The organism is Streptomyces rapamycinicus NRRL 5491, from assembly GCF_024298965.1.
GTDB classification, from domain to species: domain Bacteria; phylum Actinomycetota; class Actinomycetes; order Streptomycetales; family Streptomycetaceae; genus Streptomyces; species Streptomyces rapamycinicus.
On record NZ_CP085193.1, the window covers coordinates 11,404,651 to 11,426,614 of the forward strand.

At 71.2% G+C, this 21,964-nt stretch carries 4 protein-coding genes and 2 pseudogenes; 5 read left to right on the forward strand and 1 reads right to left on the reverse strand.

The annotated features are described in order from the left end of the window. Positions 1-91 precede the first annotated feature (91 nt). The 4 genes and pseudogenes from LIV37_RS46955 to LIV37_RS46970 all read left to right on the forward strand — a co-directional run. Positions 92-17,287, forward strand: a pseudogene (locus LIV37_RS46955) (type I polyketide synthase); the annotation flags it as partial. 189 nt (positions 17,288-17,476) lie between these two features. Beyond that, the gene (locus LIV37_RS46960) at positions 17,477-18,322 is read left to right on the forward strand and encodes an SAM-dependent methyltransferase (protein WP_020874123.1); all 846 of its coding nucleotides are present in this window, start codon (positions 17,477-17,479) and stop codon (positions 18,320-18,322) included. A 201-nt stretch (positions 18,323-18,523) separates the two neighbouring features. Continuing rightward, positions 18,524-19,366, forward strand: a complete 843-nt coding sequence (locus LIV37_RS46965) for an aldo/keto reductase (RefSeq protein ID WP_020874124.1) — start codon at positions 18,524-18,526, stop codon at positions 19,364-19,366. A 53-nt stretch (positions 19,367-19,419) separates the two neighbouring features. Then, positions 19,420-20,121 carry an alpha/beta fold hydrolase gene (locus LIV37_RS46970; RefSeq protein WP_020874125.1) on the forward strand — a complete coding sequence of 234 codons (702 nt, stop codon included), beginning with the start codon at positions 19,420-19,422 and terminating at the stop codon, positions 20,119-20,121. A 70-nt stretch (positions 20,122-20,191) separates the two neighbouring features. On the opposite strand, the gene LIV37_RS46975 is transcribed toward LIV37_RS46970, so the two are convergent. Beyond that, positions 20,192-20,881: a hypothetical protein gene (locus tag LIV37_RS46975; protein ID WP_121826548.1), complete on the reverse strand. Its 690-nt coding sequence runs from the start codon at positions 20,879-20,881 to the stop codon at positions 20,192-20,194. A gap of 460 nt (positions 20,882-21,341) precedes the next feature. Here LIV37_RS46975 and LIV37_RS52820 point away from each other — a divergent pair. Continuing rightward, positions 21,342-21,953, forward strand: a pseudogene (locus LIV37_RS52820) (ATP-binding cassette domain-containing protein); the annotation flags it as partial. Positions 21,954-21,964: the final 11 nt, after the last annotated feature.

The following is a 21,964-nucleotide window of genomic DNA, read 5'->3' on the forward strand; positions in this document are numbered from 1 at the left end:
GAAGCAATACCCCTCCGCGATCTGCCGACAGCCTTGTGATTGGGAAAGCGCGATGAGCAACGAAGACAAACTCCGGGATTACCTCAAGCGAGTCATTGCCGAACTCCACCAGACGCGTCAGCGCCTCCAGGAAGCGGAGTCCGCGGACCACGAGCCGATCGCGATCGTGGCGATGAGCTGCCGCTACCCGGGCGGGCTGCGTTCGCCCGAGGAGCTGTGGCGGTCGGTGGCCGCCGGCGAGGACGCCATCTCGGGCTTCCCCCAGGACCGCGGCTGGGACGTGGAGGGGCTGTACGACGCCGACCCGGGCGCGGTCGGAAAGAGCTATGCGCGCGAGGGCGGCTTTCTGCACGGCGCCGGTGAATTCGACCCGGCCTTCTTCGGGATGTCCCCGCGCGAGGCGCTCGCGACCGACCCCCAGCAGCGGCTGCTGCTGGAGACGGCGTGGGAGGCGTTCGAGCGGGCCGGTATCGACCCGGAGTCGGTGCGGGGCAGCAAGACCGGTGTCTTCACCGGTGTGATGTACCACGACTACGGCACCGGTCTGACCTCGCTGCCCGCAGGTGTGGAGGGCTACCTGGGCAACGGCACCGCGGGCAGCATCGCCTCCGGCCGGGTGGCCTACACCCTCGGCCTCGAAGGCCCGGCGGTCACCGTCGACACGGCGTGCTCCTCGTCGCTGGTGGCGCTGCACTGGGCCGGTCAGGCCCTTCGGCGCCAGGAGTGCACACTCGCCCTCGCGGGCGGTGTCACGGTGATGTCCACCCCCGGAACGTTCGTGGAGTTCAGCCGTCAGCGCGGGCTGGCGCCGGACGGCCGGTGCAAGCCGTTCGCGGCGGCCGCCGATGGGACGGGCTGGGGTGAGGGTGTGGGCATGCTGCTGCTGGAGCGGCTGTCGGACGCGCGCCGCAACGGCCACCCGGTGCTGGCGGTGATACGTGGCTCCGCCGTCAACCAGGACGGTGCGAGCAACGGTCTCACCGCGCCCAACGGACCGTCCCAGCAGCGAGTGATCCGCCAAGCCCTGGCCGACGCGAAACTCTCCGCCAAGCAGGTGGACGTCGTCGAGGCGCATGGCACGGGTACGACGCTGGGCGACCCCATCGAGGCGCAGGCGCTGCTGGCCACGTACGGGCAGGACCGGCCCGACGAGAGGCCGCTGTGGCTCGGCTCCATCAAGTCCAACATCGGCCATACGCAGGCGGCTGCGGGCGTGGCAGGCGTCATCAAGATGGTGCAGGCGATGCGGCACGGGCTGCTGCCGCGGACCCTGCATGTCGACGAGCCATCGCCCCATGTGGACTGGTCGGCGGGCGGGGTGAGGCTGCTCACCGAGGCAACGCCGTGGCCGGAGGACGACGAGCCCCGTCGGGCGGGTGTCTCGTCTTTCGGGATCAGCGGCACAAACGCACACATCATCCTGGAGCAGGAGCCTCCGGCCGACCCGGAGGGCGAAGCGCCGGAGGAGACAGGGCAACTGCCTTCCGGCATCGTGCCGTGGCTGGTCTCGGCGAAGTCCGAGAGCGCGCTACGGGCCCAGGCCGAAGGACTGCTCGCCCACCTCGGCGCCCGGGCGGAGCTGTCGGTCACTGATGTCGGGTTCTCTTTGGCGGCGACGCGTAGTGCGTTTGAGCATCGTGCGGTGGTGTTGGGGTCTGATCGTGCGGCTTTGGTCGAGGGTTTGGGTGTGGTGGCTGAGGGTGGTGGTGCTCCGGGGTTGGTGCGGGGTGTGGTCGCGGGTGGTGATGGTCGTGCGGTGTTGGTGTTTCCGGGGCAGGGGTCGCAGTGGGTGGGGATGGCGGCGGGGTTGTTGGAGTCGTCTGCGGTGTTCGCGGAGCGGTTGGGGGAGTGTGCGGTGGCGTTGGGGCCGTTCGTGGACTGGTCGCTGGTGGATGTGCTGGGTGATGCGGTGGCGTTGGGGCGGGTGGATGTGGTGCAGCCGGTGTTGTGGGCGGTGATGGTTTCGTTGGCTGAGGTGTGGCGTTCGTATGGGGTGGAGCCTGCTGCGGTGGTGGGTCATTCGCAGGGTGAGATTGCGGCGGCGTGTGTGGCGGGTGGGTTGTCGTTGGAGGATGCGGCGCGGGTGGTGGCGTTGCGGAGTAGGGCGTTGCGGGCGTTGTCGGGGCGTGGGGGGATGGTGTCGGTGTCGTTGCCGGTGGACTCGGTGCGGGAGTGGCTGGGGGCGTGGGGTGAGCGGTTGTCGGTGGCGGCGGTGAATGGGCCGTTGGCGGTGGTGGTTTCCGGTGATGCGGATGCGTTGGAGGAGTTGCTGGCCGTGTGTGAGGGTGAGGGGGTCCGGGCGCGGCGTGTTCCGGTGGATTACGCCTCGCATTGCGCTCATGTGGAGGCGATCGAGGGCGAGTTGGCGAGGGAGCTTGCCGGGATCAGTCCTCGGTCGTCGTCGGTGCCGTTCTATTCGACGGTGACTGGTGGGGTGCTGGATACGGCGGGGCTGGATGCCGGGTACTGGTATCGGAATCTGCGTCAGATGGTGTGTTTCGAGGAGACTGTACGCGCCCTGCTGGTCGACGGTTTCCAGGTGTTTGTTGAGGCCAGTGCCCATCCGGTGCTCACGATGGCTGTGGAGCAGACGGCTGAGGAGCACGGCGCCCGTGTCACCGCTGTCGGTTCGCTGCGCCGTGACGAAGGCGGTCTGGAGCGCTTCCTGACTTCTGTGGCCGAGGCCTATGTGGGTGGGGCTTCTGTTGACTGGGCTCGGACGTTCGCGGGGACGGGTGCGTGTCGCGTTGAGCTGCCCACGTACGCCTTCCAGCGGGAGCGGTACTGGTTGGAGTCCGCGGGTGTGGTCGTTGGTGATGTGACGTCTGCGGGTTTGGGTTCGGCTGATCATCCGTTGTTGGGTGCGGTGGTGGGGTTGGCGGGTGTGGATGGGGTGTTGTTGACGGGGCGGTTGTCGTTGGTTTCGCATGGTTGGTTGGCTGATCATGCGGTGTGGGGTGTGGTGGTGGTGCCGGGGTCGGCGTTGGTGGAGTTGGTGTTGCGTGCGGGTGATGGGGTGGGGTGTGGGTGGTTGGAGGAGTTGACGTTGGAGGCGCCGTTGGTGGTGCCTGAGTGTGGTGGGGTGCGGGTGCAGTTGTCGGTGGGGGCGCCGGATGGGGTGGGTCGGCGTGTGGTGGGTGTGTTTTCGCAGGTGGAGGGTGAGGGTGAGGGGGTGTGGACGCGGCATGCGTCGGGGGTGTTGTCGGTTGGTGTTCCGGTGGTGGTGGATGGGTTGGGTGTGTGGCCGCCGGTGGGTGCGGTGGGGGTGGATGTGGGTGGTGTGTATGAGCGGTTGGCTGGGGTGGGTTTGGAGTATGGGCCGGTGTTTCAGGGGGTGCGGGCGGCGTGGCGTCGTGGTGATGAGGTGTTTGCTGAGGTGGCGCTTGCGGAGGAGCAGCGTGCGGAGGCGGGTCGCTTCGGTCTGCACCCGGCACTCCTCGACGCCGCCCTGCATACCGCGGCATTGGGAGGGGACGACCCGGAACAGGGCTCCTCCCGCCGGGGGCCCGGACTGCCGTTCGTCTGGAGCGGTGTGTCCCTGTACGCAACGGGCGCGGACACCCTGCGCGTACGGCTCACTCCGGCCGGACCGGATGCGGTTTCGCTTCTCGTCACTGACACCACCGGGGCACCGGTGGCCTCGGTGGCGTCGCTGGTGACCCGTACGGTGACTCCCGACCAGCTCCGGGGAGCGCGGAGCGTGACGCATGACGCGCTGTTCCACACCACATGGCGTGAGGCCCCCGCCCGGCATGAAACCCCCGCGGCCACGGGCCGGTGGGTGTTGCTCGGGAGCGTGGCGCCGCACCTTGATGCCCTGAGCGGTGCGGATGACACCACGTATCCGGAACTGGCGGATCTGCACCAGGCCATCAATGAAGGTATGGCCGCCCCCGACACCGTTCTGGTCTCCTTCACGGCGGACTCCGGAGCCCGCACCGGCGACCCGGCCGAGGCACGGGGGATGGCCCATCGTGCCCTGGGTGTGGTGCAGGAGTGGTTGGCTGAGGAGCGGTTTGCCGGTTCGCGGTTGGTGGTGGTGACGCGGGGTGCGGTGGCGGCCGTACCGGGTGAGGATGTGCCGGATGTGGCGGCGGCCGCGGTGTGGGGTTTGGTGCGATCGGCGCAGGCTGAGCATCCGGATCGGTTCGTCCTGGTGGACGTGGATGACGTACCGGTGTCGGCCGATGGGCTTCAGAGGGCGCTGTCGTGTGCGGAACCTCAGGTGGCTGTCCGTTCCGGGAAGGCCCTGGCGCCTCGGCTGTCGCGTGCCGTTGCTCCTGCGGCTTCTGCCGAGGGTGTTGGGTCGGGCTTTGCGTGGGATCCCGAGGGTACGGTGCTGGTGAGCGGTGCCACCGGCACGCTGGGTGGTTTGGTGGCGCGGCATTTGGTGGCCGAGCGTGGGGTGCGGCATCTGGTGTTGCTCTCTCGGCGGGGCCGGGAGGCCGCCGGCGCGGTGGAGTTGGAGGCCGAGCTGGCGGAGCTGGGCGCGTCGGTGACCATGGTGGCCTGCGATGCGGCCGACCGTGAGGCGTTGGCGGGGGTGCTGGCGCGTATTCCGGCGGATCGTCCGTTGCGCGGGGTGGTGCACGCGGCCGGTGTGCTGGATGACGGCGTCATCGAAGCCTTGACTCCCGAGCGTATCGACACGGTGCTCCGCCCCAAGGTCGATGCCGCCTTCCACCTGCACGAGCTGACCTGGGACCTGGATCTGGCGGCGTTCGTGGTGTTCTCCTCCGCGGCCGGCACGTTCGGCGGCGCCGGACAGGGCAACTACGCCGCGGCGAACGCATACGTCGACGCCCTGGCGGCACACCGACGCGCGCTCGGACTGCCGGCCGTCTCGCTGGCCTGGGGGTTCTGGGCCGAGCGCAGTGGAATGACGGGCCACCTGGCCGACGAGGACGTACGGCGCATGCGGCGCGGCGGCATCACCCCGCTGACGTCGGAAGAGGGCCTTGAACTGTTCGACGTTTCCGGGACCATGACGCAGCCCGTCCTGCTGCCCATACGTCTGGACCTCCCGGCGCTCCGCGCCCAGGCGGCGTCCGGGGCGGTGGCCGTTCTCCTCCGCGATCTGCTGTCCGCTCCCACGCGTCGTACCGTACGGCCGTCGAGCGGTGGCGCGGGCGAGTCGGAACTGTGGCGGCGGCTTGCGCCCCTGTCGACGGACGAACAGGACGAAGTCCTGCTGAACCTGGTGTGCACCCACGTCGCCGAGGTGCTCGGACACGCGGGGGCGGACTCCATCGAGGTGGGGCGTGCGTTCAAGGAGCTCGGGTTCGACTCGCTGACGGCCGTCGAACTGCGCAACCGGCTGAACACGGCCACCGGATTGCGCCTGCCCGCCACCCTCGTCTTCGACTACCCCACGCCCGTGGTGATCGCCCGCCGTCTGCGCGCCGAGCTGGCCGAGGCGCACCAGGGCACCACCCTGTCGGTCGCTCCGTCCGGCGCCGCCGCTACGGGCACGCTCGCCACCCTGGACGAGCCCATCGCGATCGTGGCGATGAGCTGTCGCTTCCCCGGTGGGGTGCGTACGCCGGAGCAGCTGTGGCAGCTGCTGGAGCGCGGCACGGATGCCATCTCCGCCTTCCCGGAAGACCGCGGCTGGGACGTGGAGGGCCTGTACGACCCGGACCCGGACGCCGCGGGGAAGAGTTATGCCCGCGAGGGCGGCTTCCTCTACGACGCGGGTGACTTCGATCCGGCGTTCTTCGGGATTTCGCCGCGTGAGGCGCTGGCGATGGATCCGCAGCAGCGGCTGCTGCTGGAGACGTCGTGGGAGGCGCTGGAGCGGGCCGGTATCGACCCGGCGACCCTGCGCGGCAGCCAGACCGGGGTCTTCGCCGGTGTGATGCACCACGACTACGGGCTGTTGCAGGGACCGGGCGGTGGCCCCGGCGCCCCCAGCGCGGGCAGCATCGTCTCGGGGCGTATCTCCTACACCTTCGGTTTCGAGGGCCCGGCGGTCACGGTGGACACCGCGTGTTCCTCGTCGCTGGTGGCGTTGCACCTGGCGACGCAGGCACTGCGGCGGGGCGAGTGCTCGCTCGCGCTCGCGGGCGGTGTGACGGTGATGTCGACACCGGGTCTGTTCGTGGAGTTCAGCTGGCAGCGCGGGCTGTCGGCGGACGGGCGGTGCAGGGCCTTCGCGGGAGCGGCGGACGGCACCGGGTTCTCCGAGGGCGCGGGGGTGTTGCTGCTGGAGCGACTGTCGGATGCGCGGCGAAACGGGCACCGCGTACTGGCGGTGGTGCGTGGTTCCGCGGTGAATCAGGACGGTGCGAGCAATGGGATGTCGGCGCCGAATGGTCCGTCGCAGCAGCGGGTGATCCGGGCGGCGTTGGAGAGTGCTCGGTTGTCGGCTGCTGAGGTGGACGCGGTCGAGGCGCACGGTACGGGTACGAAGCTGGGCGATCCGATTGAGGCGCAGGCGCTGCTGGCGACGTACGGCCAGGAGCGGGCGGCCGAGGGGGGGCCGCTGTGGCTGGGTGCGATCAAGTCGAACATTGGCCATGCGCAGGCGGCTGCGGGTGTGGCGGGTGTGATGAAGATGGTGCTGGCGATGCGGCACGGTGTGCTGCCGCAGACGTTGCATGTCGATGAGCCGTCGCCGCATGTGGACTGGTCGGCGGGTGCGGTGGAGCTGCTGACGCATGCGGTGGAGTGGCCGGAGACCGGCCGTCCCCGGCGTGCGGGCGTGTCGTCGTTCGGGATCAGTGGCACCAACGCACACGTCATCCTGGAGCAGGCCCCGGCGGCGCTGCCCGACGCCGAATCGCCCAGCCGGCCAAGGGCGTTGACGTCCTCGGTGGTGCCATGGGTGGTCTCGGGACGGTCCGAACCCGCGCTCCGAGCGCAGGCGAGTCGGCTTGCGTCGTTCGCGGAGGAGCGGTCGGAGCTGCCGCTCGTGGATGTGGCGCTGTCGTTGGCGACAACGCGTAGCGCGTTTGAGCATCGTGCCGTGGTGCTGGCCGCTGACCGGGCTGGTCTTGTCGATGGGCTGAAGGCACTGTCGAGTGGTGACCTGGCGCCGGGCGTGGTTCAGGGTTCTGCGGTGCCGGGCAAGTTGGCGGTGTTGTTCTCGGGGCAGGGCAGTCAGCGGGTCGGGATGGGTGAGGGGTTGTATGAGGCGTTCCCGGTGTTCGCGGAGGCGTTCGATGAGGTGTGTGCGCGGTTCGATGGGGTGTTGGAGTGTTCGCTGCGGGAGGTGATCCGTGGGGACGCGGCGGGGTTGGAGGGGACCGCGTATACCCAGTGTGGGTTGTTCGCGGTGGAGGTGGCGCTGTTCCGGCTGGTGGAGTCGTGGGGTGTACGGCCGGACTTCGTGGCGGGGCATTCGATTGGTGAGCTGGTGGCCGCGCATGTGGCGGGGGTGTTGTCGCTCGAGGACGCGTGCGTATTGGTGGCGGCTCGCGGTCGGTTGATGCAGGGGTTGCCCCCGGGTGGGGTGATGGTGTCGGTGCAGGCCGCCGAGGCCGACGTACTGCCGTTCCTGGCCGGTCGTGAGGCCGAGGTGAGTGTGGCGGCGGTCAACGGGCCGCACTCGACCGTGATTTCCGGCGCGGAAGGGGCGGTGTCGGAGGTCGCCGGGCGGTTTGGGGCTCAGGGCGTCAAGACCAAGCGGCTGCGGGTCTCGCATGCCTTCCATTCACCCTTGATGGAGCCGATGCTGGCGGAGTTCCGGCGGGTGGCCGAGGGGTTGTCGTACGCGCCTCCCCGCATCCCCGTCGTATCAAACGTGACGGGCCTCGTCGCGGACGCCGAGGCGCTGTGCTCGGCCGAGTACTGGGTGCGCCACGTCCGCGAGACCGTGCGCTTCGCCGAAGGCGTGAAGAGCCTGGCGGACCAGGGCGCCACGACCCATCTGGAGCTGGGCCCGGACGGTGTGCTGTCCGGGATGGGGCAGGAGTGCGCTCCCGACGCCACCTTCGCCCCGGCCCTGCGCACCGGTCGTGACGAGGCCGCCTCGCTGCTCGAAGCGCTGGCTGACCTCCATGTCCGGGGTCGCTTCGTGGACTGGGCGGCACTGCTCGCACCGGCGCGCCCCCGGACCGTCGAGCTGCCCACGTATGCCTTCCAGCGGGAGCGGTACTGGCTCGAGTCGGCCGCGTCCACTGCGGATGTGGCCTCGGCGGGGCTCGGTTCCGCGGAGCACCCGCTGCTCGGTGCCGCGGTGACGCTGCCCGACTCCGACGGATGCCTGTTCACCGGCCGGCTGTCCGCGCGTACGCACGCCTGGCTGGCCGACCATGAGGTGCTGGGGGCGGTGATGCTGCCGGGGACGGCGTTCGTCGAGCTGGCGCTGCACGCGGGCGACCGCGTCGGATGTGCCCGGCTGGAGGAGCTGACGCTCGAGGCACCGCTGGTCCTGCCCGAGCACGGTGGCGTACAGGTGCGGGTGACGGTCTCGGACGCCGATGACTCGGGGCGCCGGGCGCTGACCGTGCACTCACGCGAGGACGGCGGGGAAGGACCGTGGCTTAGGCATGCGACGGGCAGTGTCGCGCCCGAGCCGTCCACCCCCGCTCGCGCCGCCTTCCCCGCCTCCGTATGGCCGCCACGGGACGCCGAACCCGTGGCGCTGGACGGGCACTACGAGCGGCTTGCCGAGACGGGGCTGCGGTACGGGCCGGTGTTCCAGGGGCTGCGTGGCGTGTGGCGGCGCGGGAACGAGGTGTTCGCCGAGGTCGCGCTGCCCGACGAGGCGGAGCAGGATCCGCGCCGCTTCGGCCTCCACCCGGCCTTGCTGGACGCCGCCCTGCACGCCGTGGGCGCCGCGGCCGCCGGTATGCCGCAGGCCACCGGCGCCTCGGAAGCCACCGCCGCGTCGGAAGCCACCGCCGCCTCGGAGGAGATCCGGCTGCCGTTCTCATGGAGCGGGGTGTCGGTGTACGCGGCGGGCGCCGCCATGCTGCGCGTACGCCTCACCCTCACCGGACCCGATGGCATGGCGCTGTCGATGGAGGTGACGGACGGGACCGGTGCGCCGGTGGCCACAGTGGACTCGCTGGCGACGCGCCCCGTCTCCCCCGAGCAGGTCAACGCGGCGCGCGGGGCGGTGCACCAGTCCCTCTTCCAGCTGAACTGGACCGTACTGCCGGGCGCCGAGGCTTCGGTGAACAGCTCCGTGGCCCAGGTGGCGCCGCTGGACGGCGTCGACTGGCACGATATGGCGGCGTTCAGGGAGGCGATCGGCGCCGATGGGGCCGTGCCTCCGGCGGTGGCGTGTGTGGTCCCGTCCGCGCCCGCCACCAAGGGCGACGGGCCAGTCGAGGCCGACGCGATACGGGACGTGATCCATCGGACGCTGGAGCTGGTGCGGGGATGGCTGGCCGATGAGCGGTTCGCCGGATCGCGGATGGTGGTCGCCACGCATGGCGCGGTGACTGTCGAGGACGATGAGGGCGGCCAGAACGACAAGGCCGTGGTGGATCTCGCGGCGGCCGCCGTATGGGGTCTGGTACGGACCGCGCAGACCGAGCACCCGGACCGGTTCGTCCTGGTCGACCTGGACGGTGGGGATCGGGAACCGGAGCACGAGGCCGGGCGTCGGCCACTGCCCCCCAAGACCCTCTCCCTGCTGTCCGCGGCGGTGGCGAGTGGCGAACCCCAGGTGGCCGTGCGGGGTGGGCGGCTGCTGGCACCCCGTCTGGGCCGGGTACGGACCATCGGGACCACCCCGGCTCCCGATGCCACCCCGACCACCCGAGCCGCCACTCACTCGGCGGTGTGGGACGCGGAAGGCACGGTCCTGGTGACCGGCGCCACCGGCACGCTGGGCGGTCTGGTCGCCCGCCACCTCGTGGCCGAGCGCGGCGTACGCCATCTGCTGCTGGTGAGCCGTCGCGGCGCGGACGCCCCCGGCGCCCGCGCGCTGGAGGACGAGCTGGTGGCGGCGGGCGCGTCGGTCAGCTGGGCCGCCTGCGACGTGGCCGACCGGGACGCCCTGACCGCCGCCGTGAAGGGCGTCTCCGAGGCACATCCGCTGCGCGGAGTCATCCACACGGCCGGGGTGCTCGACGACGGCGTCATCGCGTCGCTGACACCGGAGCGCCTGGACGCCGTGCTGCGCCCGAAGATGGACGCGGCCGTCGCGCTGCACGAGCTGACCGAGGCGATGGACCTGTCGGCGTTCGTCGTGTTCTCCTCGGCCGCCGGGACCTTCGGCACCGCCGGACAGGCCAACTACGCCGCCGCCAACGCCTTCCTCGACGCCCTGATGCGGCGCCGACGGGCCTCGGGGCTGCCCGGCCTGTCCCTCGCCTGGGGCTTGTGGGACGAGCACGACGGAATGGCCGGCGGGCTGGCCGAGGCGGATCTGCGGCGTATGGGCCGGGCCGGAGTGGACGGCCTGTCGCCGGAGGAGGGCCTGGCCCTGTTCGACGCGGGATGTGCCGGGGAACTGCCCGTGGTCATCCCGATGCGGCTGGATCCGGCCAAGGCGCGTGGCGTCGACGGCGAAGTGCCCCACAGCATGCGGGAGTTGGTGCGTCCTATGGCGCGCCGGGCCGCGGCGGAGGGCACCGGGGCCGCGGGCGACCTGCGGGAACGGCTCGCCGCAGCATCGTCGGAGGATGGCGAACGCCTGGTGCTGGACCTGGTGCGGCGGTGCGTGGCCACGGTGCTCGGACACGGCGGGGCGGCCGCCGTGGAGCCGGGCCGCGCCTTCAAGGACTTCGGCTTCGACTCGCTGACGGCGGTGGAACTGCGCAACCGCCTGGGCACGGCCACCGGACTGCGCCTCACGGCCACGCTGGTGTTCGACTATCCGAACCCGATCGCTCTGGCCCGCCATCTCCACCAGGAGCTGACCGGCGGGGACGACGGCGTACGTCCTGCCCAGCCCGCCCTGCCCACCGGCAAGGCGGACACGGGTGACGACCTGGTGGCGATCGTCGGCATGGCCTGCCGATTCCCCGGTGGCGCCCGGTCCCCGGAGGAGCTGTGGCAGCTGCTCGCGGCGGGTGACGAGGCCATTTCCGGCTTCCCCGTCAACCGTGGCTGGGATGTGGCGGGGCTCTACGACCCCGACCCGGAGGCGGACGGCAAGAGCTATGCGCGGGAGGGCGGCTTCCTGCACACCGCCGGTGAGTTCGACCCGGCGTTCTTCGGCATCTCGCCACGCGAGGCGCTGGCGATGGACCCACAGCAGCGGCTGCTGCTGGAGACGTCATGGGAGGCGTTCGAGCGGGCCGGAATCGACGCGACGACCCTTCGGGGCAGCGCGACCGGTGTCTTCGCCGGTCTGATGTACCACGACTACGGCTCCCAGCTCCGGAGCATCCCCGAGGGCGCGGAGGGCTACCTCGCCACGGGTGGGTCCGGAAGCATCGCATCGGGACGGGTCGCCTACACCTTCGGTCTCGAGGGCCCGGCCGTGACCATCGACACCGCATGCTCGTCGTCCCTGGTGGCGCTGCACTTGGCGGCGCAGGCGCTGCGCCAGGGCGAGTGCTCGCTGGCGCTGGCGGGCGGAGTGGCGGTGATGTCCACCCCCGCCACCTTCGTGGAGTTCAGCCGTCAGCGCGGGCTGGCGCCGGACGGCCGGTGCAAGCCGTTCGCGGCGGCCGCCGATGGGACGGGCTGGGGTGAGGGTGTGGGCATGCTGCTGCTGGAGCGGCTGTCGGACGCACGCCGCAACGGCCACCAGGTGCTGGCGGTGGTACGTGGCTCCGCCGTCAACCAGGACGGTGCGAGCAACGGCCTCACCGCGCCCAACGGCCCCTCGCAGCAGCGGGTGATCCGGGCGGCGCTGGCCAACGCGCGGGTGTCGGCGGCCGAGGTGGACGCGGTGGAGGCGCACGGTACGGGTACGACGCTGGGCGATCCGATCGAGGCGCAGGCGCTGCTGGCCACGTACGGCCGGGAGCACACCGATGACCAGCCCCTGTGGCTCGGCTCGGTCAAGTCCAACATCGGACACACCCAGGCCGCGGCCGGTGTCGCGGGCATCATGAAGATGGTGCTGGCCATGCGGCACGGTCTGCTGCCGCAGACGCTGGGTGTGGACGAACCGTCGACGCACATCGACTGGACGGCGGGAGCCGTCGAACTGCTCACCGAGGCCAGGCCCTGGCCCGAGACCGGCCGCCCGCGCCGGGCGGGCGTCTCCTCCTTCGGCCTCAGCGGCACCAACGCGCACATCATCCTCGAGCAGGCGCCGTCGGCCGAGGGCGAAACCTCCGAGCAGAGCGGAGAGTTGGCGCCCACCGTGGTGCCATGGGTGCTGTCGGCGAAGTCCGATGCCGGTGTGCGTGAGCAGGGCGGGCGGCTGCTCTCGCTCGTGGCCGGGGAGACCGGTCCCGCGGTGGCGGACATTGGTCTCTCGCTGGTCACCACGCGCTCGGCGTTCGAGCGGCGCGCGGTGGTGCTGGGCGGTGACCGTACCGCCCTCGTCAGCGGCCTGACCGCGCTGGCCGAGGGCCGCGAGGCGCCGGGTGTGGTGCGCGGGGCCGTGGTCGGTTCCGATGCCCGTGCGGCCTTTGTCTTTCCTGGTCAGGGGTCGCAGTGGGTGGGGATGGCGGCGGGGTTGCTGGAGTCTTCGCCGGTGTTCGCGGGGCGGATCGGGGAGTGTGCGGCGGCGTTGGCGCCGTTCGTGGAGTGGTCGCTCGGGGATGTGTTGCGGGGTGGTGAGGGTGCTGCGGTGGCGTTGGAGCGGGTGGATGTGGTGCAGCCGGTGTTGTGGGCGGTGATGGTGTCGTTGGCTGAGCTGTGGCGTTCGTACGGTGTGGAGCCTGCGGCGGTCATCGGTCATTCGCAGGGTGAGGTCGCGGCGGCGTGTGTGGCGGGTGCGTTGTCGTTGGAGGACGCGGCGCGGGTGGTGGCGTTGCGGAGTAAGGCGTTGCGGGCGTTGTCGGGGTTGGGTGGCATGGTGTCGGTGTCGTTGCCGGTGGACTCGGTGCGGGAGCGGTTGGGCCGGTGGGGTGAGCGGTTGTCGGTGGCGGCGGTGAACGGGCCGTCGACGGTCGTGGTGTCGGGTGACGCGGACGCGTTGGACGAGCTGCTGGCGGCGTGCGAGGCGGACGAGGTCCGGGCGCGTCGCGTTCCGGTGGATTACGCCTCGCACGGCGCCCATGTGGAGGACATCGAGGAGGAGTTGCTGCGGGAGCTCGCGGGGATCGCTCCCCGGGCTTCGTCGGTGCCGTTCTACTCCACGGTCACCGCGGGTGTGCTGGACACCACGGGGCTGGACGCCGGGTACTGGTACCGGAATCTGCGTCAGACGGTCCGTTTCGAGGAGACCGTACGCGCCCTGCTGGCCGATGGCTTCGATACGTTCATTGAGGCCAGTGCCCATCCGGTGCTCACGATGGGTGTGGAGCAGACCGCTGAGGACCATGGGGCACGGGTCACCGCGGTCGGTTCGTTGCGCCGCGACGAAGGCGGTCTGGAGCGCTTCATGACCTCCTTGGCCGAGGCGTACGTGGGCGGCGCGTCCGTCGACTGGGCGGGGATGTTCGCGGGGACGGGCGCGCGGCGCGTCGATCTGCCGACGTATGCGTTCCAGCGCACCCACTTCTGGTTGGAGTCCGAGGCCATCGAGGCCGCCGGTGATGTGGCATCGGTGGGGCTGGACTCGGCCGGGCATCCGTTGCTGGGGGCCGCCGTGCCGCTGCCCGACTCCGACGGCTTCCTGCTCACCGGTCGGCTGTCGCTCCGTACCCACCCCTGGCTCGCCGACCACGCGGTGGCGGACGTCACGCTGCTGCCCGGCACGGCCTTCGTGGAGTTGCTGATGCGGGCCGGTGACGCGGTCGGCTGCGAACGGGTGGACGAACTGACCCTGGGAGCACCGCTGGTGCTGCCCGAGCAGGGCACGGTCCGGCTGCAGGTCGCCGTCGGCGGCCCCGACGAGGCGGGGCGGCGTTCGGTCGGTGTGTACGCACAGACGGAGGACGGCCCCTGGACACAGCACGCCACCGGTGTGCTCGGCAGCGGCGGCACCTCGGCGGCGGCCGATCGTGTCACCGCGCCAGAGGCATGGCCTCCGGCCGGTGCGGAGGCGGTGGACATCGGCGGGCTCTACGAGCGGTTCGCACGGACCGGACTGGGCTACGGGCCGTCCTTCCAGGGGCTGCACGCCGTCTGGCGCAAGGGCGACGAGGTTTTCGCCGAGGTCCGCCTGGCGGAGGAGGCACAGCGGGACACCGAGCGCTTCGGCCTGCACCCGGCCCTGCTGGACGCCGCGTTGCACGCGATGGCGTTCGGCGGCTTCGTCCGCCTCCCCGAGCCCGATGGCAACGTCCGCCGGGACGAGGGGTACGGCACCGGACGGGTCCGGCTTCCCTTCGCCTGGAGCGGCGTGGCGCTGCACGCCACCGGCGCGTCCGCGTTGCGGGTGCGGCTGGCCCCGGCCGGGGCGGACGCGGTGTCGCTGACCGCGCTCGACGAGTCGGGGCAGCCGGTGGCCTCGGTGGATTCGCTCGTTACCCGCGCGGTCGCCCGCGACCAGCTCGGTGCGGCGCATGGGGCCTTCCACGAATCGCTCTTCGGCCTGGAGTGGACGGCGCCCGCGGTGATGTCCCCGTCGTCCGGCGCCCCCGGCCGCTGGGCCGTGCTGGCCGAGGGCGACACGGGGCTGTCGGCGGGGCTGAAGTCGGCGGGTACGGCCGGTGCCCTGGCCGCGACGTATGCGGATCTGCCCGCCCTGCAAGAGGCCATCGAGGCGGGACGAACGGCACCGGATCTGGTGTTCGCCTCTCTGACCTCCCCGGCCTCTCTGACCTCCCCAATCTGCCCAACCTCCCCACCCTCTCTAGCCCACTTCTCCTCTCCGTCCTCCCTCGCTCCGACCGCCGAGGCGGTCCGTGCCGCGGCGCACCGGGCGCTCGCGCTGGTGCAGTCGTGGCTGGCCGATGAGCGGTTCGGACGGTCCCGGCTGGTGCTGGTCACCCGTGGGGCGGTCGGGGTCCGGCCCGGGGAGCCGGTGGCCGATCCGGCCTGCGCGGCGGTGTGGGGGCTGGTGAGGTCGGCGCAGTCGGAGAACCCCGACCGGTTCCTGCTGCTCGACCTGTACGACCAGGAGGCGTCGTTCGCCGCCCTGCCGCAGGCCCTGTCGGGCGACGAGCCGCAGATGGCGGTGCGCGGTGGCGCGGTGCTGGTGCCACGGCTCGCCCGGGTCCCCGCGGCCCGCCAGGCCACGTCCACGTCGGCCGGGGAGCGGGACGGTGAGCCCGTGGCCACCCCGCTGTGGGACCCGGAGGGAACGGTCCTCATCACCGGCGCCACGGGGGTGCTGGGCTCCCTGGTGGCGCGTCACCTGGTGGCCGAGCACGGGGTACGGCATCTGCTGCTGACCAGCCGCCGGGGCGGTGAGGCCACCAGCGCCGCCGAGTTGGTGGCCGAGCTGACCGCGTCGGGGGCATCGGTGTCCCTGGCCGCCTGCGACACGGCCGACCGCGCCGCGCTGGCGCGGCTGCTGGCCACCGTACCGGCCGAGCATCCGCTGACCGGGGTGGTGCACGCGGCCGGTGTGCTCGATGACGGGGTGATCGGGTCGCTGACCCCGGAGCGCGTCGACACGGTGCTGCGGCCCAAGGCCGATGCCGCCATCAACCTCCATGAGCTGACGGAAGACCTGCCGCTGTCCGCGTTCGTGCTGTTCTCCTCGGCGGCGGGCGTTTTCGGTGGCAGTGGCCAGGCCAACTACGCCGCGGCCAACGCGTTCCTGGACGCGCTGGCGCAGCGGCGCGGGGCGCGGGGGCTGCCAGCGGTCTCCCTGGCCTGGGGGTTGTGGGCCGAACGCAGCGCCATGACGGGGCACATGGACGACAGCGACGTCGAACGGCTCAACCGGGCGGGAGTGACCGCGCTGTCGTCCGAGGAGGGCCTGGCGCTCTTCGACGCGGCGACGGCGCGGGCGCATGCCCGGGCTGCCCGGGCCGGGGACCCCGGCCCGGGCGAGGGCGCCGACGCGAGCGGCGGCGGCCACCCGGAAAGCGTCACGGACGTGCACCCGGAAGTCACCACCGATGCGCACCCGCTCCTGGTGCCCATGCGGCTCGACACCGCCGCCCTACGAGTCCAGGCCGCCTCCCTCGGCGTCCCGCATCTGCTGCGCGGCCTGGTCCGGGTCCCGGCCCGCCGCGCCGCCCATAACGCCGCATCCGGCTCCGCCACCGGTGCCGGGGGAGTGGAGCCGATCGGGCAGCGCCTGAACGGGCTTTCGGCCAGGGAGCAGACCCAGGCCCTGACCGAACTGGTGCGCACCCATGCCGCCACCGTGCTCGGCCACGACTCACCGGACCTGGTGGAGGACGACCACGCCTTCCTGGAGCTGGGCATCACCTCGCTCACCGCCGTGGAGATCCGCAACCGGCTCAACCTCGCCACCGGTCTCAACCTGCCCGCCACACTGCTCTTCGACCACACCACGCCCGCGGCGCTCGCCGCCCACCTGCGCGCCCAACTGGTCACCGGCGCCCCGGACTCCGCACCCCAGGGCGCAGCGTCGGCCACGGCAACCGCACATCAGGTCACGAGTGCTGCCGGTGCGGCCACCAGCGCCGGCGCGGCCAAGGCCACGAGCGGATCGACGATCGAGGCGCTGTACCGGCAGGCGTGCGCCGATGAACAGTACGTGGCGGGCACCCAGTTGCTCATGGCGGCGGCCCGGCTGCGCCCGTCGTTCCGTACGGCGGCGGAGCTGACCACCCCGCCCAAGCTGGTGCGGCTCTCCAAGGGCAGTACGGCGCCCGGACTGGTGTGCTTCCCGTCGCTGGTCGCCATCTCGGGGCCGCGTGAGTACGCCCGCTTCGCGGCCGGGTTCCGGGGCCGCCGCGATGTCTCCGTGCTGCCCGAACCCGGCTTCGGCAAGGGGGAGTTGCTTCCGGCGAGCGTCGACGCCGTCGTGCAGATGCAGGCGGAGGCGGTGCTGCGCTGTGCCGGGGAGAAGCCGTTCGTACTCGTCGGACGCTCGTCCGGCGGCTGGATAGCCCAGGCGGTGGCCGGGTGGCTGGAGGCGCGTGGCAGCGCGCCTTCGGCGGTCGTCCTGCTGGACACCTATCTGCCGCGCAGCGAGGCGTTGCCGTGGATCCAGACGAATCTGTCCGGCAAGATGTTCGACCGGGAAAAGATGTTCGGCGTGGTGGACGAGGGCAGGCTGACCGCGATGGGCGGCTATCTGCGTCTCTTCTCCGACTGGGGGCCGACGCCGATCGGCGCGCCGATTCTCACGGTGAAAGCGGAGGAATCCTTTCCGGGATCCGGGGAGACGAACGACGAGGAATCGGCATGGGGTGCCGCGCTCACTCGTATCGACGTTCCCGGTGACCACTTCACCATGATGGAGGATTTCGCCGGCGTGGCCGCCGAAGCGGTCCTCAACTGGCTTGCGGAGAACGTGTGATTCGCATTGCCTGACATCCTGATAGGCTCGCGCTCATTCGAAGCGCGGAAGAAAAAACGGGGAAGGCGCTCGCGGATTTCTGATGTCGCCGAAGACCTTTCCATTACTGCGGGAGGAAACATCATGACGTCCAATGTCAGCGCGGTCGGTGAGCGGGTCGGCGAGTTCTACGACCAGCTGGTCGGCATGTTCGACGCCTCGCTGTACGGCCCGAACATCCATGTCGGCTACTGGAACAGCCAGGAGGACAGCACCACCCTGGCGGACGCCGCCGACCGGCTCACCGACATGATGATCGCGCGGCTGCGCATCGGCGCCGGCTCCCGGGTCCTGGACATCGGCTGCGGCTTCGGCGGGCCCGCGATCAGGCTGGCGCAGAAGACGGGTGCCGAGGTGGTGGGCGTCAGTGTCAGCCGTAAGCAGGTCGAGAAGGCCAATGAGCTGGCCGAGGCCGCCGGGGTGAGCGGCAAGGTCACCTTCCAGTACGGCGACGCGATGGACCTGGCCTTCGACGACGGCTCCTTCGACGCCATCTGGATGCTGGAATCCGTGATGCAGATGCCCGACCGCACGGCGGCGCTCGGGGAGGCGGCCCGAGTCCTGCGCCCCGGCGGACGGCTCGCGCTCACCGACAACTACGAGCGCGAGGAGATATCCGAGGAGCGGCGGCCGGTCATCGAGAACATTCTCCAGCGGTACCTCACCCAGCCGCCCGCGTCTTTCGAGACATACCCGGCGATGCTGCGCCAGGCCGGGCTGCGCTGTACGGAGCTGCTCGACGTCAGCGAAAGCACCACCAAGCAGTCGGTCCGGCGGCTCGGTGAGGCCATGGCCCAGAACATGGAGCAGCTGGCGTCCAAGGTCGACCCGGAGGTCTTCAACAAGTTGAAGCCCGCCGAGGGCGAGAACATGGAAATGCCCGAGCTGGGTTATCTGATCGCCACCGCGCGGCGGCCCGAAACCGCGTAAGTTCTCGGCGCCGGAATTTCCCGGTTCTCGTCGGGGAGTCATTCAGTCGGGGAGTCATTCAGGGGCGGGCCGGCACATTCGGCCCGCCCCTCGGCGCGGAGGCGCCGCGACGGACCACCGGGGCCACGCGGTGCGGACGTCGCATCGCCCGTGGCGTCGCCTACCGTGGGAGGCAGCCGGACAACCAGGGAGGCGGGCAGGATGACCAGCGCACCGGACACCGTCCAGCTGTCCTCGGGCGAGCGGATCCCGCTGCTCGGCCAGGGCACCTGGCACATCGGTGACCGCCCCCGGCGCCGTGCCGATGAGATCGCGGCGCTGCGGCGTGGCCTCGACCTCGGAATGACCGTCGTGGACACGGCCGAGATGTACGGCAGCGGGGCCTCCGAGGAACTCGTCGGAGAGGCGATCGCCGGACGCCGCGATGAGGTGTTCCTGGTCAGCAAGGTGCTGCCCGGCCACGCCGACCGCGGCGGCACCATCGCGGCCTGCGAGGACAGCCTGCGGCGCCTCGGCACGGACCGGCTGGACCTGTATCTGCTGCACTGGCGGGGGCGGATCCCGCTGGAGGAGACCCTCGGAGCCTTCACCGAACTCACCGAGACCGGCAAGATCCGCCACTGGGGGGTGAGCAACTTCGACGCCTCCGATATGACGGATCTCGTCTCCATCCCCGGTGGCGACCGTGTCGCCGTCAATCAGGTGCTCTACAACCTCACCCGGCGCGGTGTGGAGTACGACCTCATGCCCTGGTGCCATCGGCGCGACATCCCGCTGATGGCCTATTCGCCCATCGAGCAGGGACGCCTGCCGCGCACGGGCGCGCTGCGGGAGGTCGCACGGGCCCTTGACGCGACCCCCGCTCAGGTGATGCTGGCGTGGGTGCTCCGACAGGGGGTGATGGCGATCCCCAAGGCCGGGCGGGCCGACCATGTCGAGGAGAACCGCCCCGCGCTGGATCTCGAGCTGACGTCGGAGGACCTGGCCGCGCTGGACCGCGCCTTCCCACCGCCCACGGGGCCCGTACCCCTCGATGTCCTCTGATCCACCGGCAGCGGCCTGAGCCCGTTGTCAGACGTCCGCGCTACCTTGCCGCCATGACGGAATTCGTACTGGTGGCGGGTGCGTGGCTGGGGTCGTGGGCATGGGACGAGGTGGTGCCGGAGCTACGGGCGGCCGGACACGGCGCCCATGCCCTCACGCTGTCCGGACTCGCCGATAAACAGGGTGTGCCGGCCGGACAGCAGACCCACGTCCAGGACATCGTCGGCGAGGTCGAGCGCCTAGAGCTGCGCGATGTGGTCCTGGTGGGGCACAGCTACGCGGGCATCCCGGTCGGTCAGGCCGCCGAGCGCATCGGTGACCGGCTGGCCCATGTGGTGTTCGTGGACTCCAACGTTCCGGTGGACGGTGAGTCGTTCCTGTCGGCGTGGCCCAGCGGCCGGGCCACGGTGGAGGCGTCGATGGCCGCGAACGACGGCTTCTGGGCGCCCCTGACCGAGGCCGACTGCGAGGGCCAGGGGCTCTCCGACGAGCAGATCGCGCGGTTCGTGGCCGGTTCCACGCCGCATCCGGGTGCCACGCTCTCCGAGGCCGCCGTGCTGGCGCGCCCGCTCGGCGGGCTGCCGGCCACGTACATCAAGTGCCTGCTCGACGGCGATGAGCCGATGGGCGACGCGGCCGGGCTGCTGAAGAGCGAGCACTGGCGGCTGGCCGAGATGGACACCGGCCATTGGCCGATGTTCTCCCAGCCCCGTGAGCTCGCCCGGATACTGCTCGGCTGCGCCGGGGCGTCGTGACCCCGCACCACGCCTGACGGGCGATGGCACACGGCGGGCCGCGCCGTGTGCCATCGCACCGCCGGAGCGGTCACTCGCAGCCGTACCGCCAGTTCCACCCCACGAAGGTGTGCCGCAGCTCCACATCGAAGCGGCAGCTCGCCGTCCCGTCCGCCTTCAACTGGACATACGAGTGGTGGGTGTTGTCGTACCAGTCGCCGGTCGGGTCGAAGACCCCCTTGTACGCGAAGTCGGCGTGTGCCTCGGAGTTGACCTCGGCGCAGTCCGTGACGCAGTCGTCCTTCGCGTTCTGCGAGGTGAGCGACCAACCGGCGTCCCACGGCTCGCGGTTCCACTCCTGGGTGGCCGTGGTGGCGCCCGTGGTGACGCGCCCGTTCGCCGTGTCCCATGAGGAGGCGGTGTACAGGCCCGTCATCCGGATGTTGCAGCAGTCGTACATCTCGTTCCAGCCACGCAGCTGATGGCCGGCGGCGGTGGCTGCCGTGGCGGCGCTCCCGGCAGCGGCCGCGGTGCGGGCCGAGCGGGCCGACGCCGGGCCGTGCCGGACGGAGACCCGCTCCGGCTTGCAGTCGGCGCCAATGGTGATCTGCCCCGAAACGGCCTGGCCGGGCGCCGGAGCGGGGAGCTCGCCGGTCAGCCGGACACCGTCACAGGACTTCGGCGCCGGGTCGGACTCCTGCGCCGTCGCCACTGTCGCGCCGCCCAGGAGCGCCGCCAGGGAGACGGCCGACACGGCCGCGATGCTTAACCGGCTGTTCACTTCTCACGCCCCTTGATCCGATGATCCATGCGATCCGAAACGGGCGGCGCGCCTCGGTGCCGATGCGCCGCCAGGTCACGCGGATGATCGTAACGGCGGCCGTACGAGGCGGCGGGGGAGTGGGAAAGGTTGGCAGGAAGGTGGCAGCGTGGTCCCCGCCCGGCCGCGTCCACGACACCACAGGCCACGGCTGGGGTACACTGCCGGGGTCCTGTTGTCTCCGATAGAGGTGGACGTTGCGTATCTGAGGTTCGCGATCATCGCGCGGTACGGCACAAGCCGTAGCCCGTCACGCCGTAGTCGGCCTTCCTGCCGCCCGTGACCCGCGTGGATGCGACCTCGGTGCATACGCCGTCCCTCACCCTCCGGAGGGCCGCACCCCCCATTTCCCGGCTTGGTCGCCGCGTGGTGCTCGCATACGTAGCCCCTTGTTCACAGCGCTTACGAATGCGAGAACACCATGGCAGCATCCACCACCCCCAGCGCCTCCGTGACCTGCTCGGCCGTGTCCTTCCAGTGGGCCGACGGCACGCCCGTCTTCGACGGGCTCTCGCTCGGTATCGGGCGGGGCCGCACCGGTCTCGTCGGCACCAACGGCAGTGGCAAGTCCACCCTGCTGCGGTTGATCGCCGGCCGGCTGCGCCCCACCGAGGGGTCGGTGACCGTCGGTGGCAGCCTCGCCCACCTTCCGCAGAACATCACCCTGGACACCACCCTCCGCGTGGACCAGGCGCTGGGCATCGCCGAGCGGCGCGCCGCGCTGCGCGCCATCGAGGCCGGAGACGTCGACGAGGCCCACTTCGAGACGATCGGCGACGACTGGGACGTCGAGGAGCGGGCCCTGGCGACACTGGGCTCACTCGGGCTCGGCGATGTCGAACTGGACCGCACCGTCGGCCATCTGTCCGGCGGGGAGACCGTACTGCTGCGCCTGGCCGCCCTGCTCCTGGAGCGCCCGGACGTCCTGCTGCTCGACGAACCCACCAACAACCTCGACCTGTTCGCGCGGCGCCGGCTCTACGACGCCGTCGACTCCTGGCGCTCCGGTGTGCTGATCGTGGTCAGCCACGACCGTGAGCTGCT